General features: G+C 69.5%; 24 protein-coding genes. 14 read left to right on the top strand and 10 right to left on the bottom strand.

Annotated features, from left to right (window positions below; all coding sequences use genetic code 11):
• Positions 1-9 precede the first annotated feature (9 nt).
• From AB0915_RS00120 to AB0915_RS00095, 6 genes are all read left to right on the top strand, one after another.
• Positions 10-678, top strand: a complete 669-nt coding sequence (locus AB0915_RS00120) for a potassium-transporting ATPase subunit C (RefSeq protein WP_358860405.1) — start codon at positions 10-12, stop codon at positions 676-678.
• A gap of 158 nt (positions 679-836) precedes the next feature.
• The gene (locus AB0915_RS00115) at positions 837-1,586 is read left to right on the top strand and encodes an ABC transporter ATP-binding protein (RefSeq protein WP_366688907.1); all 750 of its coding nucleotides are present in this window, start codon (positions 837-839) and stop codon (positions 1,584-1,586) included.
• Positions 1,587-1,793: 207 nt separating this feature from the next.
• The gene (locus tag AB0915_RS00110; protein WP_366688906.1) at positions 1,794-4,337 is read left to right on the top strand and encodes a sensor histidine kinase KdpD; all 2,544 of its coding nucleotides are present in this window, start codon (positions 1,794-1,796) and stop codon (positions 4,335-4,337) included.
• Between the two features lie 53 nt (positions 4,338-4,390).
• Positions 4,391-5,083, top strand: coding sequence for a response regulator (locus AB0915_RS00105; RefSeq protein WP_037701205.1), 693 nt, complete (start codon positions 4,391-4,393; stop codon positions 5,081-5,083).
• A gap of 139 nt (positions 5,084-5,222) precedes the next feature.
• Positions 5,223-5,630: an OB-fold nucleic acid binding domain-containing protein gene (locus tag AB0915_RS00100; protein WP_345514291.1), complete on the top strand. Its 408-nt coding sequence runs from the start codon at positions 5,223-5,225 to the stop codon at positions 5,628-5,630.
• 3 nt (positions 5,631-5,633) lie between these two features.
• A complete protein-coding gene (locus AB0915_RS00095) occupies positions 5,634-6,395 on the top strand; it encodes a DUF3159 domain-containing protein (protein ID WP_366688905.1) in 762 nt (253 codons plus the stop codon).
• Between the two features lie 85 nt (positions 6,396-6,480).
• Here AB0915_RS00095 and AB0915_RS00090 read toward each other — a convergent pair whose 3' ends face one another.
• A complete protein-coding gene (locus AB0915_RS00090) occupies positions 6,481-7,158 on the bottom strand; it encodes a TrkA family potassium uptake protein (RefSeq protein ID WP_037701202.1) in 678 nt (225 codons plus the stop codon).
• Complete coding sequence (locus tag AB0915_RS00085; RefSeq protein WP_366688904.1) at positions 7,158-7,826, bottom strand: TrkA family potassium uptake protein; 669 nt, start codon at positions 7,824-7,826, stop codon at positions 7,158-7,160. The genes AB0915_RS00090 and AB0915_RS00085 overlap by 1 nt, the downstream gene beginning before the upstream one ends.
• A 306-nt stretch (positions 7,827-8,132) precedes the next feature.
• Between AB0915_RS00085 and AB0915_RS00080 the strand changes: the two genes are divergently transcribed.
• The 4 genes from AB0915_RS00080 (at position 8,133) to AB0915_RS00065 (ending at position 13,561) form a co-directional block, all read left to right on the top strand.
• Positions 8,133-8,822, top strand: coding sequence for a GntR family transcriptional regulator (locus AB0915_RS00080; RefSeq protein WP_366688903.1), 690 nt, complete (start codon positions 8,133-8,135; stop codon positions 8,820-8,822).
• A gap of 63 nt (positions 8,823-8,885) precedes the next feature.
• A complete protein-coding gene (locus tag AB0915_RS00075) occupies positions 8,886-9,920 on the top strand; it encodes a 1-aminocyclopropane-1-carboxylate deaminase (RefSeq protein WP_366688902.1) in 1,035 nt (344 codons plus the stop codon).
• 120 nt (positions 9,921-10,040) lie between these two features.
• Positions 10,041-12,086, top strand: a complete 2,046-nt coding sequence (locus AB0915_RS00070) for an APC family permease (protein WP_366688901.1) — start codon at positions 10,041-10,043, stop codon at positions 12,084-12,086.
• A gap of 101 nt (positions 12,087-12,187) precedes the next feature.
• A complete protein-coding gene (locus AB0915_RS00065) occupies positions 12,188-13,561 on the top strand; it encodes a class I SAM-dependent RNA methyltransferase (protein WP_366688900.1) in 1,374 nt (457 codons plus the stop codon).
• A gap of 447 nt (positions 13,562-14,008) precedes the next feature.
• On the opposite strand, the gene AB0915_RS00060 is transcribed toward AB0915_RS00065, so the two are convergent.
• From AB0915_RS00060 to AB0915_RS00035, 6 genes are read right to left on the bottom strand one after another with little or no spacing between them, the layout of a single operon-like run.
• Entirely contained in the window at positions 14,009-15,400 is a 1,392-nt protein-coding gene (locus AB0915_RS00060) for an MATE family efflux transporter (protein ID WP_366688899.1), read from the bottom strand.
• Between the two features lie 6 nt (positions 15,401-15,406).
• Positions 15,407-16,438 carry a cysteine synthase family protein gene (locus AB0915_RS00055; RefSeq protein ID WP_366688898.1) on the bottom strand — a complete coding sequence of 344 codons (1,032 nt, stop codon included), beginning with the start codon at positions 16,436-16,438 and terminating at the stop codon, positions 15,407-15,409.
• Positions 16,439-16,493: 55 nt separating this feature from the next.
• The gene (locus AB0915_RS00050; RefSeq protein WP_366688897.1) at positions 16,494-17,027 is read right to left on the bottom strand and encodes a hypothetical protein; all 534 of its coding nucleotides are present in this window, start codon (positions 17,025-17,027) and stop codon (positions 16,494-16,496) included.
• The gene (locus tag AB0915_RS00045) at positions 16,952-17,866 is read right to left on the bottom strand and encodes a hypothetical protein (protein ID WP_366688896.1); all 915 of its coding nucleotides are present in this window, start codon (positions 17,864-17,866) and stop codon (positions 16,952-16,954) included. Before AB0915_RS00045 ends, AB0915_RS00050 begins: the two co-directional genes overlap by 76 nt.
• Positions 17,857-18,846, bottom strand: coding sequence for an ornithine cyclodeaminase family protein (locus AB0915_RS00040; RefSeq protein WP_366688895.1), 990 nt, complete (start codon positions 18,844-18,846; stop codon positions 17,857-17,859). The genes AB0915_RS00045 and AB0915_RS00040 overlap by 10 nt, the downstream gene beginning before the upstream one ends.
• 45 nt (positions 18,847-18,891) lie before the next feature.
• A complete protein-coding gene (locus AB0915_RS00035) occupies positions 18,892-19,881 on the bottom strand; it encodes a TauD/TfdA family dioxygenase (protein ID WP_366688894.1) in 990 nt (329 codons plus the stop codon).
• 378 nt (positions 19,882-20,259) lie between these two features.
• On the opposite strand from AB0915_RS00035, the gene AB0915_RS00030 reads away from it, so the two are divergent.
• From AB0915_RS00030 to AB0915_RS00015, 4 genes are read left to right on the top strand one after another with little or no spacing between them, the layout of a single operon-like run.
• Positions 20,260-21,816: an ABC transporter substrate-binding protein gene (locus AB0915_RS00030; RefSeq protein ID WP_366688893.1), complete on the top strand. Its 1,557-nt coding sequence runs from the start codon at positions 20,260-20,262 to the stop codon at positions 21,814-21,816.
• Positions 21,813-22,820 (top strand): ABC transporter permease, encoded by a 1,008-nt coding sequence (locus tag AB0915_RS00025; protein ID WP_366688892.1) that lies wholly within the window; start codon positions 21,813-21,815, stop codon positions 22,818-22,820. Before AB0915_RS00030 ends, AB0915_RS00025 begins: the two co-directional genes overlap by 4 nt.
• Positions 22,817-23,662, top strand: coding sequence for an ABC transporter permease subunit (locus tag AB0915_RS00020; RefSeq protein WP_366688891.1), 846 nt, complete (start codon positions 22,817-22,819; stop codon positions 23,660-23,662). Before AB0915_RS00025 ends, AB0915_RS00020 begins: the two co-directional genes overlap by 4 nt.
• A 32-nt stretch (positions 23,663-23,694) precedes the next feature.
• A complete protein-coding gene (locus tag AB0915_RS00015) occupies positions 23,695-25,197 on the top strand; it encodes an ATP-binding cassette domain-containing protein (protein ID WP_366688890.1) in 1,503 nt (500 codons plus the stop codon).
• Between the two features lie 31 nt (positions 25,198-25,228).
• Here the strand turns inward: AB0915_RS00015 and AB0915_RS00010 are convergent, their stop codons facing one another.
• The gene (locus AB0915_RS00010; protein ID WP_366688889.1) at positions 25,229-25,369 is read right to left on the bottom strand and encodes a hypothetical protein; all 141 of its coding nucleotides are present in this window, start codon (positions 25,367-25,369) and stop codon (positions 25,229-25,231) included.
• A 21-nt stretch (positions 25,370-25,390) separates the two neighbouring features.
• Positions 25,391-25,672, bottom strand: coding sequence for a hypothetical protein (locus AB0915_RS00005; RefSeq protein ID WP_366688888.1), 282 nt, complete (start codon positions 25,670-25,672; stop codon positions 25,391-25,393).
• Between the last annotated feature and the right edge of the window lie 209 nt (positions 25,673-25,881).

Here is a 25,881-nt window from a genome sequence, read left to right as displayed (position 1 = left end):
ATGACCTCCATGAACAACTCCGCGGGAAACACCGTTCGGCTGCTCTGGGCCGGGCTGCGCGCCCTGCTCGTCCTCACGATCGTCTGCGGCGTGATCTACCCGCTCGCCGTCACCGGCGTCGCCCAGGGCCTCTTCCCGGGCAGGGCGAACGGCTCCGAGATCACGGCGAACGGCAAGGTCGTCGGCTCCGAACTGATCGGTCAGCGTTACGACCTGCCGCTGAAGAAGGGCCAGGAGACCCCGGCCCCGGACCTCAAGTGGTTCCAGCCACGCCCGTCCAACGGCCTCGGCACCAACAGCGTCAACACGCAGTACAAGCTGATCCTGTCCGGCGCGACCAACCGGTCCGGCGACAACAAGGATCTGATCGACTGGGTCACGGACGCCAAGGCCGCCGTCGTCAAGGACAACTCGGTACCCGGGCATCCGGTCAAGCCCTCGGACGTGCCGGCCGACGCCGTCACCTCCTCCGGGTCCGGTCTCGACCCGGACATCTCCCCGGCGTACGCGCAGCTCCAGGTGCGCCGCGTCGCCGAGCGGAACCACCTCGGCGTCGACCAGGTCGAGAAGCTCGTGAAGCAGCACACCGACGGCCGGATCCTCGGCTTCGTGGGCGAGCCGCGAGTCAACGTCCTTCAGCTCAACATCGCGCTCAAGGAGCTGGTGAACGGGGGCTGATCCCTTCGTCGGCAAATGCGCCGGGTCGCCGTGGTCGTACTGTAGGGACCACTGCGGCCCGGCGCCGTACCCGCCCGGGGGGCCCAGGCCATTGCCCAGCCGTGTGCCTCGTGCACATACTGGCGGCCGACGGGGACCAACCACGCATGGGGGAGCGCATGACCGACAGCACCGGCGGAAAGAGCACCGGCGGACAGGGCGGCACGGCCGTCGCCGAGGACCCGGCCTGCGGGCCGATGGTCCGCATCGAGGACCTGCACCGCTCGTACGGAACCGGCGCGGGCGCCGTCCACGCGCTGCGGGGGGTCTCCTTCGACATACCGCGTGGCGAACTCGTCGCACTCAAGGGGCGCTCGGGCTCCGGCAAGACCACCCTGCTGAACCTGGTCGGCGGCCTCGACAGCCCCGACCGCGGCCGGATCACCGTCGACGGCACGGACCTCTCCGAGCTCGGCGAGAACGGGCTGCTGGAGCTGCGCCGGGATCGGATCGGCTTCATCTTCCAGTCGTTCGGTCTGATCCCGATCCTGACCGCCGCGGAGAACGTCGGCGTACCGATGCGGCTGCGCAAGGCGGATCCGCGCGAGCGGGAGGACCGGGTGGCCCTGCTGCTCTCCCTGGTCGGGCTCGGCGACCACGGTGCGCAGCGGCCCGGAGAACTCTCGGGCGGCCAGCAGCAGCGAGTCGCCATCGCCCGCGCGCTCGCCAACCGGCCCGCACTGCTGATCGCGGACGAACCGACGGGCCAGCTCGACGCGGAGACGGGGCTCGCCGTGATGGAGCTGTTGCGCGCGGTGGTACGGAGCGAGGGGGTGACCGCGCTGGTGGCGACGCACGATGCGCAGCTGCTGGGACTGGCGGACCGGGTGCTGGAGCTGAGCGACGGACACATCGCCGAGTCCGCGTAGGGGCGGGGGAGGCGGGTGCCCGGGTTCGTCCCGGGCACCTTTTGTTGCTCGCTTTCGGGACATGCGCAACCAGCCCGGTCCGGCGCATCAGAATTCTGTCAATTCGGGCTTCTGCCCGACCCTGTGTCTCATTCGCCGTAAATCTTCGGGGTACCTTCGAGAGCGGCTGCCGCACAGGCCGCAGCCGTTCTGAAAGACAATGGGGCCATGGCACGCGGCAAGCTTCGGATCTACCTGGGTGCGGCACCGGGCGTCGGCAAGACGTACGCGATGCTCTCCGAGGCCCATCGCAGAGTGGAGCGGGGCACCGACTGCGTCGTGGCGTTCGTTGAGCACCACGACCGGCCGCGCACCGAAGTCATGCTGCACGGCCTGGAACAGATCCGGCGCCGCGAGATCGAGTACCGGTGCGCCGTCTTCACCGAGATGGACGTCGACGCGGTCCTGGAACGCGCCCCGGCCGTCGCCCTGGTGGACGAGCTGGCCCACACCAATGTGCCGGGCTCCCGAAACGCCAAGCGCTGGCAGGACGTCGAGGAACTCCTCCAGGCCGGCATCGACGTCATCTCCACCGTCAACATCCAGCACCTGGAGTCGCTCGGCGACGTCGTCGAGTCGATAACGGGCGTACGGCAGCGCGAGACCGTTCCCGACGAGGTCGTCCGCCGCGCCGACCAGCTCGAACTGGTCGACATGTCGCCCCAGGCGCTGCGCCGCCGGATGGCCCACGGCAATATCTACAAGCCGGACCGGATCGACGCGTCCCTGTCCAACTACTTCCGCCCGGGCAACCTCACCGCCCTGCGCGAGCTCGCCCTCCTCTGGGTCGCCGACCGGGTCGACGAGTACCTCCAGGCGTACCGCGGCGAACACAACATCCGCTCCACCTGGCAGGCCCGCGAACGTATCGTCGTCGGACTCACCGGCGGCCCCGAGGGCCGTACGCTCATCCGCCGCGCAGCCCGCATGGCCGCCAAGGGCTCCGGCAGCGAGATCCTCGCCGTCTACATCGCCCGCAGTGACGGACTGACCTCCGCGTCGCCCAAGGAACTCACCGTCCAGCGCACCCTCGTCGAGGACCTCGGCGGTACGTTCCACCACGTCATCGGCGACGACATACCCTCGGCGCTCCTCGAATTCGCCCGTGGTGTCAACGCCACCCAGATCGTGCTGGGCTCCAGCCGCCGCAAGACCTGGCAGTACATCTACGGACCCGGCGTCGGAGCCACCGTCGCCCGCGAGTCCGGCCCCGACCTCGATGTCCACATCGTCACGCACGAAGAGGTCGCCAAGGGCCGCGGACTGCCGATCGCCCGCGGCGCCCGGCTGGGCCGGGCCCGGATCGTCTGGGGCTGGCTGGTCGGGGTCGGCGGCCCGGCCCTCCTCACGGTGCTGCTGACCGGCATGAAGAGCGGTCCGGGGCTCGCCAACGACGTCCTGCTCTTCCTCTTCCTGACCGTCGCAGCAGCCCTGATCGGCGGGTTGCTGCCCGCCCTCGCCTCGGCGGCCGTCGGCTCTCTGCTGCTGAACTACTGGTTCACCCCACCGACCCACACCCTGACGGTCCAGGATCCGAGGAACTTCGTCGCCATCGTGATCTTCTTCGCGGTCGCGGTGGCGGTGGCCTCCGTCGTCGATCTGGCAGCCCGCCGTACCCATCAGGCGGCCCGGCTGCGCGCCGAGTCCGAGATCCTCTCGTTCCTCGCGGGCAGCGTCCTGCGCGGCGAGACGACGCTGGACGCCCTGTTGGAGCGGGTCCGCGAGACCTTTGCGATGGAGTCCGTCGCTCTGCTGGAGCGGAAGAGCGACGTCGACCCATGGACCTGCGCGGGCAGCGTCGGCCCCGGGCCGGTCGCCCGCCCCGAGGACGCCGATGTGGACATGCCTGTCGGCGACCACATGGCGCTCGCGCTGTCCGGCCGGGTGCTGCCCGCCGAGGACCGTCGCGTGCTCGGCGCGTTCGCCGCCCAGGCCGCCGTCGTACTCGACCGGCAGCGACTGATCGGGGAGGCGGAGGAGGCCCGCCGGCTCGCCGAGGGCAACCGGATACGGACCGCGCTGCTGGCAGCCGTCAGCCATGACCTGCGGACCCCGTTGGCCGCCATCAAGGCCGCCGTCAGCTCACTGCGCTCCGACGACGTCGCCTGGTCCGACGAGGACCAGGCGGAGCTCCTGGAAGGCATCGAGGCCGGCGCCGACCGCCTGGACCACCTGGTGGGCAACCTCCTCGACATGTCGCGGCTGCAGACCGGCACCGTCACACCGCTGATCCGCGAGATCGACCTCGACGAGGTGGTCCCGATGGCGCTCGGAGGCGTACCGGAGGACAGCGTCGACCTGGACATCCCGGAGTCGCTGCCGATGGTCGCCGTCGACCCGGGGCTGCTGGAGCGGGCCGTCGCCAACATCGTCGAGAACGCCGTCAAGTACAGCCCCGACGGGGAACGCGTCACGGTGGCCGCCAGCGCGCTGGGCTCCCGGGTCGAGCTACGGGTGGCCGACCGCGGGCCCGGCGTCCCCGACGAGGGCAAGGAGCGGATCTTCGAGCCGTTCCAGCGTTACGGCGACGCCCCGCGCGGCGCCGGGGTCGGTCTCGGACTCGCCGTCGCCCGCGGCTTCGTGGAGTCCATGGGCGGCACCCTCGGAGCCGAGGACACCCCCGGCGGTGGCATGACCATGGTCCTGACGCTCAAAGCGGTGTCGGGATACGTTCCGGTCGGCGCCGACCTGCCGGCGCGGGTCGCCTCATGAATCCTCGTAACGCCTCAGTCAGCAGTTCCGTACAGCAGAAAGGCAGGTCCCCGATGACCCGGGTGCTTGTGGTCGACGACGAGCCGCAGATCGTACGTGCCCTCGTGATCAACCTGAAGGCGCGCAAGTACGAGGTGGACGCCGCGCCCGACGGTGCGACCGCCCTGCAGCTCGCCGCCGCGCGCCACCCCGATGTCGTCGTCCTCGACCTCGGGCTGCCGGACATGGACGGCGTCGAGGTGATCAAGGGACTGCGCGGCTGGACCCGGGTGCCGATCCTGGTGCTCTCCGCCCGTCACACCTCCGACGAGAAGGTCGAGGCGCTGGACGCCGGGGCCGACGACTACGTCACCAAGCCGTTCGGCATGGACGAGCTGCTGGCCCGGCTGCGTGCCTCGGTACGGCGGGCCGAGCCGGTCGGCCAGGACGGCGCCGACGACGTCGTGATGGTCGAGACCGAGGGGTTCACCGTGGATCTGGCGGCGAAGAAGGTCCACCGCGAGGGACGCGACGTGCGGCTCACCCCGACCGAGTGGCATCTGCTGGAGGTCCTGGTCCGCAACAGCGGCCGGCTGGTCAGCCAGAAGCAGCTGCTGCAGGAGGTGTGGGGGCCCTCGTACGGCACCGAGACCAACTATCTGCGGGTCTACATGGCACAGCTCCGGCGCAAGCTGGAGGCGGATCCCTCGCACCCCAGGCACTTCGTCACCGAGCCGGGCATGGGCTACCGCTTCGAACGCGGCTGACGCCCGAGCGCACCGGACCGACGGCGGCCGGCGCGCCGCGCGTACTGGACGGGCATCAAGAACGAGCCGTACCGGGCACCCCGTTCGAGTGAAAGAACGGACATCCGCCCGGACCGCCGTGGCCCGGTACCCTTCGGGTATGAGTGCTGTTCCACGTCCCGAGAAGGCGGAGAGGCCGTCCGGCCGCTTCCGCCGGATGCTCGACCGGCTGTCCAGCTCCCAGCAGGATCTGGAGTCGGAGGAGCTGCAGGAGGACTCGCAGGCATCGGGTTGCACGCGGATCTCCGACTGCACCGACCGCCAGATCGTCAAGGTGACTGGTACGTTGCGGACCGTCACCCTGCGGCCGCGCGCCGGAGTGCCCGCCCTGGAGGCGGAGCTCTTCGACGGCACCGCACCGCTCGACGTGGTCTGGCTGGGCCGGCGCTCCATCGTGGGCATTGAGCCGGGCCGCAAGCTCATCGCCTCGGGCCGGATCGCCATGAGTCACGGGCGCCGGGTGCTGTTCAACCCCAAATACGAACTCCGACCGCTCGGCAAGGAGTAGCCGGTGACGTCTCTCGACAAGCCGACGTCCGACACGGACCGCACCAACCCGACCGCCCAGCAGGAGGCCGACGCCAAGGCGGTCACCGAAGCCGCCCTCTTCGAGGCATTCGGCGGCATCAGAGGGATGGTGGAGACAGTCCTTCCCGGGCTGCTCTTCGTCACGGTCTTCACCATCAACAAGGACCTGCACACCTCGGCCATCGCGGCGCTGGCCGTGTCGCTGCTCCTCGTCGCCGTACGGCTGATCCGCAGGGACACCGTCAAGCACGCCTTCAGCGGGGTCTTCGGCGTCGCCTTCGGTGTGGTCTTCGCGATGATGACGGGCAATGCCAAGGACTTCTACCTGCCCGGGATGCTCTACACGCTGGGTCTGGCCCTCGCGTACCTCGTCACGACCCTCGCAGGGGTGCCGCTGATCGGCCTGATGCTGGGCCCGGTCTTCAAGGAGAATCTCTCCTGGCGTACCAGGAACCCCGGCCGCAAGAAGGCGTACGCCAAGGCCAGCTGGGCCTGGGGGCTGATCCTGCTCGCCAAGTGCGCGATCCTCTTCCCGCTCTACTGGTGGGCCGACACCGCGCAGCTCGGCTGGGTCCTGGTCGCCCTGAAGATCCCGCCGTTCCTGCTCGCGGTGTATCTGACCTGGGTCTTCCTCGCGAAGGCGCCGCCGCCGATCGACGTCTTCGCCGAGATGGAGGCGGAGGAGCAGGCCGAGAAAGCCCGCAAGGCGGAGGCCGCCGCGGCCGTCCGTCACCACGACATCTGACCGGTCCGCGACAGCCGAAGGGGCCCGGAACCGTTGCATACGGTTCCGGGCCCCTTCGGCGTACATGAATACGGGAAGGCAGCCGTCAGCCGCCGCTGATCTCGCGACGCACCGAGAGGAGGTCCTCCAGCTGCTCCTCGCGCGCCTGGGCGGCCACGAACAGCAGCTCGTCACCGGCCTCCAGCGTCTCCTCGGAACTCGGCGTCAGCACCCGCGTTCCGCGGATGATGGTGACCAGCGAGGTGTCCTCCGGCCACGCCACATCGCCGACCTGGGTACCGGCCAGCGCCGACTCCGGGGGCAGCGTCAGTTCGACCAGGTTGGCGTCGCCGTGGCTGAAGCGCAGCAGCCGGACCAGATCGCCGACGCTCACCGCTTCCTCGACCAGCGCGGACATCAGACGCGGTGTGGAGACCGCGACATCGACGCCCCACGACTCGTTGAACAACCACTCGTTCTTCGGGTTGTTGACCCGGGCGACGACCCGCGGCACGCCGTACTCCGTCTTGGCGAGCAGCGAGACGACCAGGTTCACCTTGTCGTCGCCGGTCGCGGCGATGACGACATTGCACCGTTGGAGCGCCGCTTCGTCCAGCGAGGTGATCTCGCAGGCGTCCGCGAGCAGCCACTCGGCCATCGGCACCCGCTCCACCGAGATGGCGGTCGGCGCCTTGTCCACGAGCAGCACCTCGTGGCCGTTCTCCAGCAGCTCGCCCGCGATGGAACGGCCCACCGCGCCGGCCCCGGCAATCGCGACACGCATCAGTGACCGCCCTCCTCAGGACCCTCTGCGAAGGCCGCCTCGACCTTCGCGACCTCGTCCGTTCGCATCATCACGTGGACCAGGTCGCCCTCCTGCAGCACCGTCTGCGACGAAGGCAGTATGGCTTCGCCCAGTCGGGTGAGGAACGCCACGCGGACGCCCGTCTCCTCCTGCAGTGTGCTGATCTTGTGCCCGATCCACGACGGCGTGGTGTGCACCTCGGCGAGCTGGACAGCACCGCTCGGGTCCCGCCACAGCGGCTCGGCGCCCGACGGCAGCAGCCGCCGCAGCATCTGGTCCGCGGTCCACCGCACGGTGGCGACCGTGGGGATGCCGAGGCGCTGGTAGACCTCGGCGCGCCGCGGGTCGTAGATCCGCGCCGCGACGTTCTCGATGCCGAACATCTCGCGGGCCACCCGGGCGGCGATGATGTTCGAGTTGTCGCCGCTGCTCACCGCGGCGAACGCACCGGCTTCCTCGATCCCCGCCTCACGGAGGGTGTCCTGGTCGAAACCGACACCGGTGACCCGCCGTCCGCCGAATCCGGACCCGAGGCGTCGGAACGCCGTGGGGTCCCGGTCGATCACGGCGACGGTGTGCCCCTGCTGCTCCAGGGTCTGCGCGAGAGCGGCTCCTACTCGCCCGCAGCCCATGATGACGATGTGCACCTTGCGCCTACCTCGCAGTCCTGGTCGTCCGGCTGACCTGCGAAAACACCCTGCTCATACTCTTTCCTCAGCTTGCCGGGCAAACAACGGGGCAACGTTTTCCGGCGTTGCCCGGGATGAGCTTATGCGGCCGTGGACGCGTCGCCCCATTCGAGTGTGCTTTCACCGCGGCGGTGCCTGCAAAGGGGTGGTAAAGCGGAACGCCGGGGCAGGCGCCCGCCGCCGGCGCCGTGCACAGCACAGGACATCGGGCCCCGGGGGTGAACTCTTGAGTCTCGCGGTCACAGACATCTAACATGTCAGTTCATGGAGACTCTCCGGCCCGTCCAACGGACTCTGCTGCGGGACACCGCGTATGGGGCCATCCGCGACGCCATCGTCCGTGGCGAGATCCCACCCGGCGCGTCCGTGCGCGACGCCGACCTCGCCGAACGGCTCGGACTCTCCCGCGCCCCGGTCCGCGACGCCCTGTCCCGGCTCACCGGCGAAGGCCTCGTCGAGAGCAAGCCGCAGAGCTATACACGGGTGACACGGCTCGTCCCGCGCGACGTACGCGACGCTGCCGCCGTCGTACGCGCCATGCAGGAACTTGCCGCCCGCACCGCCGTACCCCTGCTCAGCGACGCGGACATCACCGCGATGCGCGCGGCGAACGACCGCTTCCGGGCAGCGACGCGGGGTGGTGACGTCGCGGGCGCGCTGCGCGCCGACGACGAACTGCACGACGTCCTCGTCACCGCCTGCGGCAATCGGGCCGTCGCCGCCACCGTCGAGCGCTATACACCGCTGATCCGGCGCCTGGAATGGCGGCAGTTCGGCACGGAGAGCGCTGCGCACGGCTCGGCCGGACTGCACGACCGGCTGATCGAGGCGTGCGCGGCGCGCGATGCGGAGGCCGCCGCCCTGATCACCGCGGAGATCTGGCGCGTCCTCGAAGAACTGGCTGACGAACCCGCTGACGAACCCGCCGAAGGGACATCGGCCGACGCGCCCTGACCGGCCGACCGCAGGAACAGCAGAAGCCCGCCGAACCCGCCACCCCATGACGTCAGGAGCCCCATGACGACCTCCGCCGCCTCCCTCTCCTCGTACGCCCGCTATCCGCTCCTCTTCGGTCCCTCGCCCGTCCACCGCCTCGACCGCCTCACTGCTCACCTCGGCGGCGCCGCGGTCTGGGCCAAACGCGAGGACTGCAACTCCGGCATCGCGTACGGCGGCAACAAGACCCGCAAGCTCGAATACCTCGTCGCCGACGCCCTGGCGAAGGGTTGCGACACGCTCGTCTCGATCGGCGGCGTGCAGTCCAACCACACCCGTCAGGTGGCGGCGGTCGCGGCCCGGGCGGGCCTGAAGTGCGTACTCATCCAGGAGAGCTGGGTGGAGTGGCCCGACGCCGTCTACGACAAGGTCGGCAACATCCTGATCAGCCGTCTCGCGGGCGCCGATGTCCGCCTGGTGCGCGCCGGGTTCGGCATTGGCGTCAAGGAGAGCTGGGAGCAGGCGCTGCGCCAGGTCGAGGAGGGCGGGGGACGTCCGTACGCCATCCCGGCCGGTGCCTCCGACCATCCGTTCGGCGGACTCGGCTTCGCGGGCTGGGCGTACGAGGTGGCCGGGCAGGAACGCGAGCTCGGCGTCTTCTTCGACACCGTCGTCGTCTGCTCGGTGACCGGTTCCACCCAGGCCGGCATGGTCGCGGGCTTCGCCGCCATCGAGGAGGCGGGCGGCCGCCCCCGCCGCGTCCTGGGCGTCGATGCCTCTGCCGAGCCCGCCCGTACCCGCGACCAGATCGCCAGGATCGCGGCCGCCACCGCGCAGCTCATCGGCGTACGGCGGGAACTCACCGTCGACGACATCGAACTGGACGAGCGGTACCACGCGGGGACGTACGGCATCCCCGACGACACCACTCTCGACGCCATGCGGCTGGCCGCCCGTACCGAGGGCATGATCACCGACCCCGTCTACGAGGGAAAGTCGATGGCCGCCACCGTCGACCTCGTGGCGCGCGGCGAGATCGACCGGAACGCCACCGTCCTCTACGCCCATCTCGGTGGCCAACCGGCACTGAACGGTTACAGCGCGCTGTTCTCGTAGGCGGCGAGTGCAAGGATTCCGTTAAGGATTCCGTGGCGTTCTCGGCTATGTGCAGGAGATTGCGGGGCCACGGGGGTGGTGCGTCAGCGGCCTCCATACGGAACGCTTACGATCCTCTGCGTGTCCAAACTGACCGACCTGCCCAAACGGATCCTGATCGGCCGGGCGCTGCGCAGCGACAAGCTGGGGGAAACGCTCCTCCCCAAGCGCATCGCCCTCCCCGTCTTCGCATCCGACCCGCTGTCCTCGGTGGCGTACGCACCAGGAGAAGTTCTCCTGGTGCTGTCCGTCGCGGGCGTGTCGGCGTACCACTTCAGCCCGTGGATCGCCCTCGCTGTCGTGGTCCTGATGTTCACGGTCGTCGCCTCGTACCGGCAGAACGTGCACGCCTACCCGAGCGGTGGCGGTGACTACGAGGTCGCCACCACCAACCTCGGCCCCAAGGCCGGTCTGACCGTCGCCAGCGCCCTGCTGGTCGACTACGTCCTGACGGTCGCCGTGTCGATCGCCTCGGGTGTGGAGAACCTCGGCTCCGCGGTCCCGTTCGTCGTCGAGCACAAGACGCTCTGCGCGATCGGGGCCATCGTGCTGCTGACGCTGATGAACCTGCGGGGCGTCAAGGAGTCCGGCAAGCTCTTCGCCATCCCCACCTACCTCTTCGTGGCGGGCGTCTTCATCATGATCGCCTGGGGCGCGTTCCGCGGTCTTGTCCTCGGCGAGACCATGCACGCCCCGACCTCGGACTTCGAGATCAGGCCCGAGCGCGAGGGCCTGGCCGGCTTCGCCCTCGTCTTCCTGCTGCTGCGAGCGTTCTCCTCCGGCTGTGCGGCGTTGACCGGCGTCGAGGCGATCAGCAACGGTGTCCCCGCCTTCCGCAAGCCGAAGAGCAAGAACGCCGCGACCACTCTCGCGATGATGGGGCTGCTGGCCGTCACCATGTTCTGCGGCATCATCGCCCTGGCCATGACCACCGGTGTGAAGATGGCGGAGAACCCGGCGCAGCAGCTGATCCACAACGGCGTGCCCGTCGGTTCGAGCTTCGTCCAGGACCCGGTGATCTCCCAGGTCGCGGCCGCCGTCTTCGGCGACGGATCGTTCTTCTTCATCCTCCTCGCCGCGGCCACCGCCCTCGTGCTCTTCCTGGCCGCCAATACCGCGTACAACGGCTTCCCGCTGCTCGGCTCGATCCTCGCCCAGGACCGGTACCTGCCGCGCCAGCTCCACACCCGCGGTGACCGGCTCGCCTTCTCCAACGGCATCGTGCTGCTGGCAGGCGCGGCCATCCTGCTCACCTGGATCTACGGAGCCGACTCCACCCGGCTGATCCAGCTCTACATCGTCGGTGTGTTCGTCTCCTTCACTCTCAGCCAGACCGGCATGGTGCGGCACTGGAACCGGCATCTGAGCACCGAGACGGACCCGGCCAAGCGCCGCCACATGATCCGCTCGCGGGCGATCAACACCTTCGGCGCCTTCTTCACGGGCCTGGTGCTCGTCGTCGTCCTCGCCACGAAGTTCACCCACGGCGCCTGGGTGGCGCTGCTCGGCATGGTGATCTTCTACGGGACGATGACCGCGATCCGCAGGCACTACGACCGCGTCGCCGAGGAGATCTCCGCCGAGGAGGTCCCGTCCGACGACACCATGAAGCCGTCCCGGGTCCACTCCATCGTCCTGGTCTCCAAGCTGCACCGGCCCACGCTGCGCGCGCTCGCGTACGCCAAGCTGATCCGCTCCCACCAACTGGAGGCGCTCTCCATCAGCGTCGACCCGGCCGAGACGAAGGCGCTCAAGGAGGACTGGGAACGGCGCGGCATCAACATCCCGCTGAAGATCCTCGACTCCCCGTACCGCGAGGTGACCCGCCCGGTCATCGACTACGTGAAGAGCCTCCGCCGGGAGAGCCCGCGCGATGTGGTCAGCGTCTACATCCCGGAGTACGTGGTCGGCCACTGGTACGAGCATCTGCTGCACAACCAGAGCGCCCTGCGCCTCAAGGGGCGGCTGCTGTTCACCCCCGGTGTCATGGTGACGTCCGTCCCGTACCAGCTGGAATCCTCCGAGGCCGCGAAGAAGCGCGCCAGGAAGCGCGCGGACTGGAACGCTCCGGGTTCGGTGCGCCGGGGCCCCGTGGAACGAAGGACCAAGGAGACCAGCAAGAGCTGACCCTCCCTGCCCGCCGTTTGGTAAGCGGCCGGACGCCACCCGCGTAGACTTGTGGGTTGTTGTCCGGCCGTTTTTCCTTTGATCTCTGGAGCCACCCCCTCATGCAGAACGAATCCACCTCGTCGCCGGCCGAGGACTCGCAGACCGGGGACTCACAGACCGAGAATTCGCTGATCGGCGAGGAGTACGAGGTCGAGGTGGGCCCCGTCGCCCACGGCGGCCACTGCATCGCCCGCACCTCGGAGGGCCAGGTCCTCTTCGTGCGGCACACCCTCCCCGGCGAGAAGGTCGTCGCGCGGGTCACCGACGGCACGAAGGACTCCCGCTTCCTGCGGGCCGACGCCGTCACGATCATCGAACCGTCCAAGGACCGCGTCGAGGCCCCCTGCCCGTACGCCGGCCCCGGCAAGTGCGGCGGCTGCGACTGGCAGCACGCCAAGCCGGGCGCCCAGCGGCGGCTCAAGGGCGAGGTCATCGCCGAACAGCTCCAGCGCCTCGCGGGCCTCACCCCCGAAGAGGCAGGCTGGGACGGCACCGTCATGCCGGCCGAGGGCGACAAGCTTCCCAAGGGCGAGGTGCCCGCGTGGCGCACCCGCGTCCAGTACGCCATCGACGAGAACGGCCGGGCCGGCCTGCGCAAGCACCGCTCGCACGACGTCGAACCGATCGAGCACTGCATGATCGCGGCGCCCGGAGTCTCCGAACTCGGCATCGAGAAGCGCGACTGGACCGGCATGGCCTCGGTGGAAGCCATCACCGCCACCGGCTCCAACGACCGCCAGGTCATCCTCACCCCGAAGCCCGGCGCCCGGCTGCCGCTCGTCGAGCTCGACAAGCCGGTCTCGGTGCTGCGCGTCGACGAGCGCGACGGCGGCATCCACCGGGTCCACGGCCGCGGCTTCGTCCGCGAACGCGCCGACGACCGCACGTACCGCGTCGGCTCCGGTGGCTTCTGGCAGGTCCACCCGCAGGCCGCCAACACGCTCGTCCGAGCCGTCATGCAGGGCCTGCTGCCGCGCAAGAACGACATGGCCCTCGACCTCTACTGCGGCGTCGGCCTGTTCGCCGGCGCCCTCGGCCAGCGCATCGGCGAGAAGGGCGCGGTTCTCGGCATCGAGTCCGGCAAGCGCGCTGTGGAGGACGCCCGCCACAACCTCCAGGACCTCGACCGGGTCCGCATCGAGCACGGCAAGGTCGAGCAGGTCCTGCCCCGCACCGGCATCACCGAGTGCGACCTGATCGTCCTCGACCCGCCGCGCGCGGGCGCGGGCAAGCAGACGGTGAAGCACCTGACCGGCCTCGGCGCCCGCCGCATCGCCTACGTCGCCTGCGACCCGGCGGCACTCGCCCGCGACCTGGCGTACTTCCGGGAGGGCGGCTACAAGGTGCGGACTCTGCGGGCGTTCGATCTGTTCCCGATGACGCATCATGTGGAGTGCGTCGCGATTCTGGAGCCTACCGAAAAGGGCCGTTGACCTGCGGTTTCATTCGGTGCGCATGATGTGCACTGTGGGCGTTACGGGCTAATTTTTGACGCTCATATGACGCTCTCAGAGGTGTCTTGACGCTCATTTGACGCTCGTTCTGATGGGATGTCAGGCCATCTCCGCCGCTGGTCGGGCTGCTCTTCGACTACGGGGAAGTGCCCGGAAGTCGAGAGCTGCGGCGCCAAAATGCCTTCGCCGGGAGCCGTAGGCCAACTTCCTGTCTGTTGGCGAGGTTCTCGAGGATCTCCAGGATGGTGGTCAGCCAGTCCGTCGTCGACTACCGCGCTCCTTTGACCTGCCGCGAGGACCCGGTCGATGTGAAGGTGTGGGTCGTCAGCTGTCGTGGGGCGCGACGCGAGCTTCGATACGGCACCCGGGACACCGAGCGGCACCCCCGCGCGGGGCCGGCGGCTGTGTGGTGCCGGGGGTCGGTGGTCAGGCCGCGGTGGGGGTTGGCTGGGGATGCGTGGCGTTCAGTGCGGCGTTGTAGCGGCGAAGGAGGAGCAGTGCGGTTGTGGCGAGGCCGGTGAGGAGTCCGAGCCAGATCCCGACTGTGTCGAGGCCCAGGGCGTTGGCGAAGAGCCAGGCGGCGGGCAGTCCGACGGCCCAGTAGCCGATCAGGGTGATGCGGAAGCCGCTCTTGGTGTCGTCCAGTCCGCGCAGGAGTCCGACGCCGATGTTCTGGGTGCAGTCGAAGAACTGCAGGAACGTCGTGACGATCAGCAGGTGGGTGGCGATGCTGAGGGCCTCGTCGGAGCCGGTTTCGAGGAACGGGGCGAGGACGAGACGGGGCAGGGTGAGGTAGACGATTCCGACCAGGGTCATGACGGCGCCGGCGCAGGCCAGGGCGGTGTTCTTGATGCGGCGGGCACCGTCGTGGTTGCCGAGGGCGAGTTCGCGGCTGACGTTGATGGACGCGGCGTGGGAGAGGCCGACGGCGACCTGGAAGACGATGGAGACGAGCTGGTTGACAGCCGTGTGCGCGGCGAGCGCGTCGGGGCCGAAGGATCCGGCCATGAGCGCGGTGACGGAGAAGAATCCGGCTTCGGATCCGTATGTGGCCGCGATGGGGATGCCCAGGCCGAAGAGGCGTTTGACGGTGGCGACGTCAGCGCGGGTGATATCCAGGGTGAGGAGCGGTGCCAGTTCGCTGTCTCGCTTCGCGGCCAGGTAGAGGGCGAGGAAGGACAGCAGGTAGACGCTGGAGGTGGCGATGCCGACGCCGGTCAGGCCGAGCCGGGGCAGGCCGAAGGTGCCGTGGATGAAGGCCCAGTTGAGTCCGGCGTTCACGGCGATGGAGGCGAGGGTGATCTGGAGGAGCGCCTGGGGGCGGCGCATGCCGACGGTGAACTGACGGATGGCCTGGAACCACAGGCAGGGCAGCAGGCCGGGAGCAAGGGCGTAGAGCATCGTCTGGGCGAGGTCGACGACGTCGGCGTCCTGGCCGAGCAGGGACAGGGCCTGTCCGATGAGGATCATGACGAGCGCCCCGGCGACGCCGGCCAGGGTGGCGACGGTCATGCTGGCCCGGACGATGCCCCGGACCTCCTCCGTGCTGTTGTCGTCCGCGCCTGGTGTGGCCTGTTCGGCTCGGGCGGCTGCCGCGGCGATCTGGTTGCCGACGGAGGTGACCAGGCCGACGCCCATGGTGCGGATCTGGTTGAAGATGACGATGGCGAGGCCGCCGGCTGCGAGTTCGGTGGTGCCCAGCAGGCCCATCATCACGGTGTCGGTGGTCGTCAGGGCGACCTGCGCGAGCTGGGTGAGGATGAGGGGGACGGCGAGGGCTCCGAGTGCGCGGCTGTCGCGGAGGAGGGCGGTCAGCATGGGTGGTTACCGGTTCCTGCGAAGCTTGGTGAGCTGTTCTTCGACTCCGCGTTCGGCGTCGGGGCTGAGGAGGTGGTGTTCGGCCATCCAGTCGTCGTTGAAGACGGTGTCCATGTATTTCTCCCCTCCGTCGTTGATCAGGGCGACCATAGTGGTGCCCGGCGGGAGCAAGGGAAGGCGGGTCAGGGCTTCGTGGACGACTCCGCCTGCGGAGCCGCCGATGAGCAGGCCGGTGCGGGCCACGGCGCGGCAGGTGGCGAAGGCTTCGATGTCGCCGACCTTGACGCCTTCGTCGATGAGGTCGAAGTCGACCAGGGCGCCGATCTCGGCGCCTTCGGGGGTGCCGGTGCCGGACTGGTAGTAGTCGTGGGCGGTGCCGCCGAAAGCGATCGAGCCCTTGGGCTCAACGCCGATGACAGTGAAGTCGGTGATGAACTTGGCTAGTTCGCGGCCTGTGCCGCACAGGCCGCCGCCGGTGCCGACAGCGCCGATGAGGATGTCGAGGCGGCCGTCCAGGGCTTCAGCGAGTTCGTGGGCGACGGGGAAGTAACCGACGCCGTTGGCCGGGTTGTTGTGCTGTTCGGTGAAGATGGTGTTGTCCTGGCCGCGGGCCATGTTCTCGGCGAGTTCTTCGCGGGCGGCGGTGTGGAGTTCGTCGCCGTCGCTGTCGGCGTCGACGTAGACGAGTTCGGCGCCCAGCGCCTTCATGGCGCGCAGTTTGTCGGCGGCGGCGTGGTTGTCGACGACGGCGGTGAAGGTGTAGCCGCGTTCTGCGGCGATGACGGAGAGGCCAAGTCCGGTGTTGCCGGACGTGGATTCGATGATCCGGCCTCCGGTACGCAGGTCGCCGGCGGTTTCGGCGGCGTCGATCATGGCGCGGGCCATGCGGATCTTCGCAGTGCCGGTGGGATTGAACATCTCCAGCTTCAGCAGCAGGCGGCTGCCGGTCTCGGTGGTGGCCAGTTCCAGCAGGGGGGTGTAGCCGATCAGGTCGGATATGCGGGAGACCACGGCGGGCCGCTGAAGGGCTCCGGGCATCAGAAGACTCCTGTGAGGGGGGACGGCAAGACGACGGCTGTGCCGGTACTGGTGATCAGGTGAAGTGGCGGTCCAGCCGCCAGCGCGGCCGGGGCCGGTCGATGTGGTCGATGACGACCTTGGGCGGCAGCGGCAGGTCGTGGAAGGGGGACTCGTTGGAGTCCATCTGGTAGCCGGCCGTGTTCGGGTAGAGCAGCAGGTCACCCACGCGCGGCGGGTGCGCGAAGGGGATCTTGCGCCAGGTGAGCATGTCCGATTCCAGGCAGGTCGCGGCGCCCACGCTGGCCGGGAACACCCCGGTGGGGGCGTCCTGCTCCTGGGGGATCAGCTGCGGGTCGGGGAGGTATTCGCTGTTGAACCACTGCTCGGACAGGCTCAGGCTGGTGCCGTCGACCGTCAGGAGCTGATAGCCGTCGCGGTCCTTGACGCCTTGGATGCGGAACACGGTGGCGCCGGCCTGGTCGAGCAGTGCGCGGCCGGGTTCGAGGAGCAGCTCTAGCCCGGCGTCCCTGATCAGGTCCGCCAGCGTGCTGTCGGTGTTCTCCGGGCGGGTCGCCAGCAGGGCCGCCAGGGCGTCCGCGCCGGCCACAGGCGAGTGGTACGGGTAGAAGTCGCCGGTCTTGAACGCCTTGCCGGCGTGGTAGTGGGCGGGACGCTGCGCGGCGAGGAAGGCGTGCCAGCTGTCGGCGTCGGTATAGCTGATGGGCAGGCCGCCGCCGATGGAGATCCGGCTGGCCTCCAGGCCCTGGAGCCGGGCGGGAGGCACAGGTCGACCAGGCGGGCGGCGAGGTCCGCGCGGGGCTGTAGGGCGTAGCCGGACAGGTGGAAGCTGAAGCCCTCCATCCGGATCGCGTCCCCGGCCTCCAGGCAACGCTTGAGTGCGGTGGTCAGTTCGCCCTCGCTCATCCCGAACCGGGAGTGCGGCTGGGCATCGGGCAGGGCGCGCAGCAGCACACGGGCTGGCCGCACGCGGCCCGTCAGCGCCAGGGAGATCACCTGATCGAGCTCGTCGAGGGCGTCCACGGCGATGGTCGCGCTGTGCGTGACGGCCAGGCGCAACAGGACGGGGTCCTTGGCCGGGCCGGTCACCATGAGGTGTTCGCCGCGGACACCGTGGCCGAGAGCTTCGCGCAGTTCGGCGGTGGAGGCGACGTCGACGCCCGCTCCGCCGGTGGCGGCGCGGTCGACGAAGACGGCTGCCTTGTTGGCCTTCTTCGCGTAGTAGACGAAACCGTCCACCCCGGCGTCGGCGAGGGCGTCCTGCATGGCGATGAGGTTGGCGGTGAAGGCATCGGGGAGCAGGAAGTGGAACGGGCCGCCCAACGCGTAGGCGAGTTCGGCTGCAAGTCCACTGGTGACGACCGGAATTGTGCCCGGGCTGGGCAGGGAGGGAAGCGTCGGCCAGGCGGGGGCAGAGGCTACTTCCACAGCGATATCTCCGTTCCGAGGCCCTGTTCGAGGGCGAGCTGCGCGAAACGGTGCCCCAGGGTGATGTCGGTGACGACCAGGCCGCTGTTGTACGCGAAGATGCGCTGCTCGGCTGTGGTGCGGGCCTTGGAGACCCCCCCGATGATGACCGGAAGCTCCAGGTCCACGGCGGGCAGGTTGCCGTCGGCGTCGGCCATGTCGGTGCCGGTGACCTGCATCTGAGCCTCGCTCGTGGCGATGACCCGGTCGGCGCGGTGCAGGGTGGAGGGAGCCAGGCCGTGGCCGACGAGGATCGCCGTCGCGCCAGGCCGCAGCCAGTCGGCTTCGATGGCGGCGGGCGTGTGGGCGCCGGCGGTCGCGACGACCACATCGGCTTGGCGGGCGGCGGCCTTGAGGTCGCTGACCAGTTCCACGTCACGGTCGGGGAAGTGGCGGGCAAGTTCGGCGCGGACGGCGGCGATGCCGTCGGGGTGGGTGCCCGACAGCAGCAGGCGGTCCAGCTTCGGCAGGGAGGTCAGCAGGAACGGCAGGGCGAGTCGGCCTTGGGTGCCGGTGCCGATCACCAGCGCGGTCGAGGCATCCGGGGCGGCGCATTCGCGGGCCAGCAGCGCGGAGACGGCCGGTGTGCGCAGGGATCCGATGCGGGAGCAGTCCATCATCGCGACTGGCAGGCCGGTGATGTCGTCGTAGATGGTCAGGGTCGTGTAGTAGTGCTGCCTCTCGCGGCTCTCGGCCAATCCGTGCTTGTACGAGGTCTTGATCGCGACGACGTTGCGGACGCCGTCGCGGCCGAGCATCGCGTACGAGACGGAGTGGCCGTCGGCGGGCTTGACGGTGAGCTTGCGCGGGTTGTCCGACTTGCCTGCCGCCAGGGTGCGGTAAGCCTGTTCGACGGTGTCGACGACGTCGGTCAGGGAGATGTCCAGACCGGCGAGGTCGCTGGTGGACAGTACGCGCAGGGTGGTGTCGTCCCGGTCCATGAAAGGCCCTTTCGAAGTGGTGGAGCGGCAGGTGGTGCAGGCTGATCAGACGGCCCAGGCGGTCAGGGCGGCCTGCCCGTAGCCGTGCTCGTCGCGTTCGGCCAGGGGGCGGGTCGGACGGCCCTCGACGCGGACAGAGGCGCGCTTGAGCCAGCGATCCGTCCCGTCGTAGCGGGCCGTGAAGGGCACCCGCCCGTGGACGACGATGTCGTTGTCCACGACCAGGACATCGCCCGGTTCCAGGCTCACCGCGACCGAGACACGGCCCAGTTCGCCCTCCAGCCGCCGGTACGCCTCGTGCCACTCGACTTCGGCCTCCTCCAGCGGGGTGTAGGCGGGGTCAAACCGCATGGTCAGACCCTCGGAGGTGTCGAACAGGGTCGGTACCGGGGCGGGGCGTCCGGCGAACTGCTGGGCGTCCTCGTAGGCGTCGTCGGGCAGGATCGGCACGACCGGGCGCTTGAGCTGTTCCACGTCCGCCTGCGTGAGGGCGGTGCGGCGGATGCTGGCCGCAGTGGTGGCGATGTTGTCGTGGTTGCGCATGCAGCACAGCAGGAGGAGGTGGGCGCGGCCGGGGTGGAAGGCGTCCTCGGTGTGCGGGGTGAGCAGCACATCGCTGGAGGATCCGGTCTGCTCGCTCTCGTGTCCGGGCGAGGGAACGATGTTGTGGACGAACCGGCCGCCCTGCTGGCCGTCCCAGGCGATCGGCGTGCCCGTCAGCGTGGAGACGAGCAGCAGGATCACGTCCCAGAGCGCGCCGGCGTCGCCGACGCTCGACCAGTGGCCGGGGGTGGGGCCGAGTTCGGTGTCATCCAGGTGCAGGCCGCGCAGGACGAACAGCCCGTCGGCGGTGTCCACAGGCCGCAGCGCATGCCGGACTGCGTCGGAGAGTTGAGCACACGCGCCAGGGAGGGCAGCGAGCAGTTCGGGAGAGGTGGCCGAGCTGTGGTCGGCCAGCAGCTTCGCCGCGAGGGTGGTCAGCTCGGCTGCGGCAGCATCGTCGACAGGGCGTACCGGGGCAGGGCAGGTGGGCACGGTGGCACCTTCCAGGGCGGGGCGGAACAGAGCACGGGCATGCGGCATCGCCGTACCGGCTCGAAAGCGGGGCAAGGGAACGCGAAAGGTCAGGCGCTGCGCGGCTCGGGGCGCCGCCGGACACCGCGAACGTAACAACGCCGCTCAGGTAAGGCAACCCTAACTAATTTGATCAACTGCATCAACGCAGTCCCGTTCATGGCCGTTTCGCAGCGATCTGATGAGCCGTCAATTGACCCCTGGCCAGGCGCTTTGAGGGCAAGGCGATCGAGTCTGGCGGTGCTCGGAGCCGGGGGGGGGGTGGCTTGCGGAGTCTGGCTGACTTCGGTTAGGTAACCCTAAGAACGACCAAGTAATCATCTGAGACGAGGATCAGACGTGGGCGTCACCAGACGACAGCTGCTGTGGGCCGGCACCGGCATCGGAGTGGCCGGACTTCTCACAGCCTGCAGTGGCGGCAGTGAGAACTCCAAGGGCACCGCGGGCTCTGGTGCCACCGGTAAGCCCCGCACCGGAGGCACGCTGCGCGTCGGGGCACTGGGGCATGCGAGCGCGATCACCCGTGACCCACACGGCACCCAGGCCAACGAGAGCGACTACCTGATCCTCGCGCTCGTCTTCGACACCCTCACCGTCCCGGGCGCCAAGACCAACACCGCTCCACGGCTTGCCGCATCATGGGAGCCGTCGGCGGACCTGAAGACCTGGACGTTCAAGATAGCCAAGGGCGCGGTCTTCCACGACGGCACACCCGTGACCGCTGAGGACGTGGTGTGGTCGCTGAAGCGGCTGCGCAACACCCCCTCCGGCGCGGCACGCCTGCCCGGCATCCAGGCCAAGAACATCAGCGCCAAGGGCACGGACACGGTCGTGGTCGTATCCGACTACGCCAACGCCGACTTCCCCCTCATGACCCGGTTCTCGTCCTTCGTGATGAAGAAGGACACCAAGGACGCGGACATCGCCAAGGCGCCCGGCACCGGCCCGTTCAAGCTGGACTGGTTCAGGGGCGGCAACGCCCGCCTGGTGCGCAACGACAAGTGGTACGGCCCGGACGTGTACCTCGACGCGATCGAGGTCACGATGTTCGAAACCCCCCAAGCGATGACGAACGCCCTGCTGGCCGGGCAGATCGACCTCGCCTCGAATGCCGGCGCGGTGGCCGCGCGTACCGCCAAGTCCCGCAACGACGTCCAAGTGCTGCGCCGCCCCAACGACATGGCGATGCCGATCGTGATGCGCACCGCCAAGGGCAGTCCGTTCGCGGACGTGCGGGTGCGGGAGGCGATGCGCCTGGTCGTGGACCGCGAGGCGATGGTCAAGCAGGTTCTGTCCGGGTACGGCACCGTCGCCAACGACATCCTGGGTACCGGCGACGTGGACTTCGCCAAGGACATCCCTCAGCGCGAGAGGGACCTCGCCAAGGCCAAGCAGCTGCTGAGGGACGCGGGCTTCGACCTGTCCAAAACCTACGAGCTGGTCACCACCGAGGACATCTCCGGCCTGGCAGACTCCGCGACCCTTTTCGCCAACCAGGCCCGCGAGGCCGGCATCAAGATCAAGGTCGTCAAGCAGGAATCCGGCGCGTTCTGGGAGAAGACCTGGAAGTCCGGCGACTTCTACACCAGCTACTGGGGTACGAACGACTCGGTCGTGTTCTTCGCCTCCAAGACCATGGTCAGCGAGGCGGGCCAGAACGAGGCCGGCTGGGACGATGCCGGGTTCGACGCCGCCTACCGCAAGGCCATCAGCAGCAGCGACCCGAAGAAGCGTGCCGCCGCGCTGAAGGACCTCCAGCAGATCGAGCACGACCGCTCCGGCTACCTGCTGTGGGGTATGGCCGACGGTATCGACCTGGCCGCGGCCAAGGTGCAGAACCTGCCCAAGCTGCCCGGCTACGGCCGCGTCCAGCTCGAAGGCGTGTGGCTGCGTTGAGCCAGACGGCCAAGACCGGCCCGGTGGCCGCTCCCACTGCGGGAGCGGCCACCGCGCGCCGGGCGGGGACTGCCGCCGTGCGTGTCGCGGGGATGGTCGCACGCCGGGTGCTGATGCTCGTCGTGCTGCTCGCGCTGGTGTTCGCGGCGGTCGAACTGCTGCCGGGGGACGCGGCCAGCGCCGCATCCGAGCGTGGGGAGAGCGCGGCAGACCTCGCCGAGCGTCGTCACCTGCTGGGCCTGGACCGGCCCGTGTGGGAGCGGTTCGCCGACTGGATGAGCGCACTGCCCACCGGCGACCTCGGCACCTCGGCCCGCGGGCAGAAGGTCACCGACCTGCTCGCCGACCCGCTGCCCAACACCCTGGTCCTCGCGGTGACCGCGTTCGTGATCACCGTGGTGCTGTCGCTGCTGCTGGGCTGCTGGGCCGCCGCCCGGCCCGGCCGTCTGGGCGACCGGGTCATCTCCCACGCCTCGACAGCCGCGTTCGCGGTGCCCGAGTTCGTGGTCTCTGCCGTGCTGCTGCTGGTGCTGTCCCTGTGGACGGGCTGGCTGCCCGCGGTCACGGTGACCGGCGGCGACGGCAGGCCCGCTACCTGGACCATGCTGATCATGCCGGTGCTCGCCCTGGTCATCCCGCAGACCGGGTGGAACACCCGCGTCGTGCGCGGTGCTCTGGCCGACCAGGCTTTCACCCCGCACGTCGAGGCCGCGCACTTCGACGGCCTGCCGCTGCGCCGGATTCTGCTGCGCCACCAGCTGCCCGGCGCCGTTCCGGCCATTGCCACCGGCATCGCCACTTCCACCGGTCTGCTGTTCGGCGGGGCGGTCGTGGTGGAGACCGTGTTCAACTACCCCGGTATCGGCAGCGTCCTGGTCGGCGCGGTCGCCGCACGGGACACGCCGCTGATCGCCGGAGTCGTCATGTGTGCAGGTGCCGTCATCAGTCTCGTGCTGCTGGCCGCCGACCTCATCCGCTACGCCATCCTGGGAGTCCGCTCATGACCGCCGCCCTGCCCGTGGCCGCACGCCGGCCCTCCCGCAGGGCCAAGACCACGACACTCGTGGTCGTAGCAGCCCTGCCGCTGCTACTCGCGCTCGCTGGGCCGCTGATCGCCCCGCACACCATCGACACCCCCGTCACCGCACCGTTCGCCACCCCCGGCGACGGCGCACTGCTGGGCGGAGACCAGCTAGGCCGCGACGTGCTCAGCCGTGTCCTGCACGGCGGCACCCTCCTGATCGTCGGTGCCCTGCTCGTCGCCCTCGTCACCACCGTGGCCGCCATGCTGATCGGCTGCCTCGCGGTGCTGCGGCCCGGGCTGGGCCGTGCGGTCGAACGCAGCGCGGACGTGGCGATCCTCCTGCCGCCGCTGCTGGGCATCATGCTCATCGCCCTTGCCTGGCCCGGCGGCGGACGCTGGGCGGTGATCGCCGCCGCCATCATCCTCGGCACCCCGTACGCGGTGCGGGTCGTCGCCGCTGCCGCAGCCCCGCTCGCCACGGCCGGCTACGTCGAAGCAGCCCTGGCCCGCGGGGAGTCCACCCTGCACATCGCACTGCGCGAGATCCTGCCCAATCTCCGCGCCACCATCCTCACCCTGTTCGGACTCCGGTTCGTCGAGGCCGTCTACGTCATCTCCATGGCCGGATTCCTGCAGATAGGGCCCCAGCCGCCCGCCTCGGACTGGTCGCTGATGGTCCGTGAGAACGCCTCCGGCATCCTCCTCAACCCCTGGGCCGTCATCGCACCCAGCCTGGCCATCGCGCTGCTGGCCATCACCGTCAACCTGGTCACGCTCTCCCTGGCCCCCGACACCACAGCGAAGGCGGTGACCCGCTCATGAGCGACCTCGCCCCTGCCCCCACCTCAACCACCGTGTCCCACACGCCAGTCGCCTCCGTGTCCGGCCTCGCCATACGGTTGCCCGACGGCCCCGTCCTGCTGCCCGAGACGACCGCACAGATCCACGCCGGACAGGTCACTGCCCTCATGGGCGCCTCCGGCTCCGGCAAGACCACCCTGCTGCGCGCGCTCATCGGCCACCTTCCCCCATGCGCCGCCGTCACCGGCAGCCTCGACGTCCTTGGCCGCACCCCGCACCAGCTGCCGGCCGAGGAACTGCGCACGCTCCGCCGCACCACGGTCGCCTACGTCGGCCAGGACCCCGGGTCCGCCCTCAACCCGCGCATGACCGCGCGCCGTCTGGTCGCCGAACTAGCCATCGACCCGGGCGAGGAAAAGGTTCTGGAGCTGCTGGCAGAGTGCCGCCTGCCCGTGGACACGGGGATCGCCGGCCGCAGGCCCACCGCCCTGTCCGGCGGACAGCAACGCCGGGTCGCCCTCGCCCGCGCCCTCGCCCGCGCCCCCAAGCTCCTCCTCCTGGACGAGCCCACCGCCGGACTCGACAACGCGGTGCGCGACGAGATCGCCCAGCTGCTACGCCATCTCGCCGCCAGCCGCAACCTCGCTGTCGTCATCGCCACCCACGACCCGCACCTCGTCGAAACCTGCGCAGACCACACCATCCGGCTCACCGCGAAGACACCTCCCCTGCCGCATACGCGTGCGGGCGAGCCCACCATCGCGGCAACCGGCGCAGACGACCACACTGTTGGTGACGGCATCGCAGCCCACACGATTGATGCCTTCTTCCGCGACGGCCGACGGCAGCGTCCCGTCCTGCGCGATGTCGCGTTCACCGCGGCACCCGGCTCAGCCACTGCCATCATCGGGCCCTCCGGATCCGGCAAGACCACCCTGCTGCGCGTGATGGCCGGAATCCACCCCACCCACACCGGGCACCTCGCCCTCGACGGCCGCCCGCTGGCCTCACGCGTGCAGCGCCGTACCCGGGAACAACAGCGGCGCATCCAACTCGTGCCGCAGGACCCGCTGGCCGCGCTCAACCCCCGGCACACCGTCGGCCAGCAGCTGGCTCGCCCCTTGCGTCTTCACGCAGACCTACGCAAGAGCGTCCGCCCCGAGCGCGTCTCCGAACTCCTTGCCCAGGTCGACCTCCCCGCCGCCTACGCCGACCGCTACCCGGGCGAACTGTCCGGCGGGCAGCGCCAGCGCGTCTCCATCGCCCGCGCGTTGGCCGCGGGGCCCGACATCCTGCTCTGCGACGAGGTCACCTCCGCCCTCGACGCCTACACCGCCGCCAGCATCATGGATCTTCTTACCCGCCTGCGCGCCGAACACCAGATGACCCTGGTGGTGGTGTCCCACGAGCACCACCTGGTCGCCCGCTACACCGACGCGGTTCACGTCCTGGAGGACGGCCGCATCGCCGACAACGGGCTAACCGCCGTCATCCTGGAGCGGTTCGGCGACCGGAACCTCACCGGCGACCACGACCAAACGCGTCCCTGCAGCTGACAACAACAGTTGATCTCTGGGCGACGCCCGGTCATGACGGGGCGGGCTGGCGAACCACGAGTCCGGCAAGGCTCTTCTGGACGATTCCGTAGGCCAGGACGGGCATGAGCAGGTACGGCTTGTCCGGCATCGCCGCCGTGATCAGTACGGCGCCCGCGCTGCTGTCGCTCATTCCGCAGGCCAGTGCGAGAGATCAACGTCCGCCCCGGTCCAGCCGCAGTGTCGTGCCGGCCGCGTGCCCCAGCAGAAACGACGCCCCGCACACCGCGGTGGCTGCTGTCATCGCGGCACCGACGAGCAGGGGCCGCGGATGGGCCAGGCAGGGGCCGAGCGCGCCGCTGGCGTTGACGTAGGTCGTGACCAGCGAGGCGAAGTTCCCCCATGGGGCTGTCCAGCCCCATGGGGGAACTTCGGGGGGAACTTCACACGGCCTGGTGGTGGCCCGGTAGTGCAGGTGCGTCTCGGGGAGTGTCATCCTGGTCTTCGTCGTGACGCTCGTTTGACGCTCTGCGCCTGGTAGCAGCGCCCGAAACGTTCTCTGACCTGCATCTTTTCTTGAGTCTGGTCGCGGGACATGTTTCCGATGACGGGTGCGTTGCTTTCTGAGTGATCTGGTCAGATCAGATCACTGTGATGGATGCCACGGGTGCAATCCGGGCGGGTCGCACGCTCTCCGCCGGGATC

It is taken from the genome of Streptomyces sp. NPDC048411 (genome assembly GCF_040704695.1).
In the GTDB taxonomy this organism is placed as follows: domain Bacteria; phylum Actinomycetota; class Actinomycetes; order Streptomycetales; family Streptomycetaceae; genus Streptomyces.
The sequence above is the reverse complement of the archived record's forward strand: the minus strand, read 5'-3'. Positions and strand labels throughout refer to the sequence as shown.

Coding starts and splice junctions, on each gene's coding strand:
- AB0915_RS00010 (WP_366688889.1), bottom strand. CDS start 25,369: ATGAGCGACAGCAGCGCGGGCGCCGTACTGATCACGGCGGCGATGCCG.
- AB0915_RS00105 (WP_037701205.1), top strand. CDS start 4,391: ATGACCCGGGTGCTTGTGGTCGACGACGAGCCGCAGATCGTACGTGCC.
- AB0915_RS00040 (WP_366688895.1), bottom strand. CDS start 18,846: ATGGACCGGGACGACACCACCCTGCGCGTACTGTCCACCAGCGACCTC.
- AB0915_RS00005 (WP_366688888.1), bottom strand. CDS start 25,672: ATGACACTCCCCGAGACGCACCTGCACTACCGGGCCACCACCAGGCCG.
- AB0915_RS00060 (WP_366688899.1), bottom strand. CDS start 15,400: ATGCTGACCGCCCTCCTCCGCGACAGCCGCGCACTCGGAGCCCTCGCC.
- AB0915_RS00075 (WP_366688902.1), top strand. CDS start 8,886: ATGACGACCTCCGCCGCCTCCCTCTCCTCGTACGCCCGCTATCCGCTC.
- AB0915_RS00020 (WP_366688891.1), top strand. CDS start 22,817: ATGACCGCCGCCCTGCCCGTGGCCGCACGCCGGCCCTCCCGCAGGGCC.
- AB0915_RS00110 (WP_366688906.1), top strand. CDS start 1,794: ATGGCACGCGGCAAGCTTCGGATCTACCTGGGTGCGGCACCGGGCGTC.
- AB0915_RS00120 (WP_358860405.1), top strand. CDS start 10: ATGAACAACTCCGCGGGAAACACCGTTCGGCTGCTCTGGGCCGGGCTG.
- AB0915_RS00115 (WP_366688907.1), top strand. CDS start 837: ATGACCGACAGCACCGGCGGAAAGAGCACCGGCGGACAGGGCGGCACG.
- AB0915_RS00065 (WP_366688900.1), top strand. CDS start 12,188: ATGCAGAACGAATCCACCTCGTCGCCGGCCGAGGACTCGCAGACCGGG.
- AB0915_RS00080 (WP_366688903.1), top strand. CDS start 8,133: ATGGAGACTCTCCGGCCCGTCCAACGGACTCTGCTGCGGGACACCGCG.
- AB0915_RS00100 (WP_345514291.1), top strand. CDS start 5,223: ATGAGTGCTGTTCCACGTCCCGAGAAGGCGGAGAGGCCGTCCGGCCGC.
- AB0915_RS00055 (WP_366688898.1), bottom strand. CDS start 16,438: ATGCCCGGAGCCCTTCAGCGGCCCGCCGTGGTCTCCCGCATATCCGAC.
- AB0915_RS00090 (WP_037701202.1), bottom strand. CDS start 7,158: ATGCGTGTCGCGATTGCCGGGGCCGGCGCGGTGGGCCGTTCCATCGCG.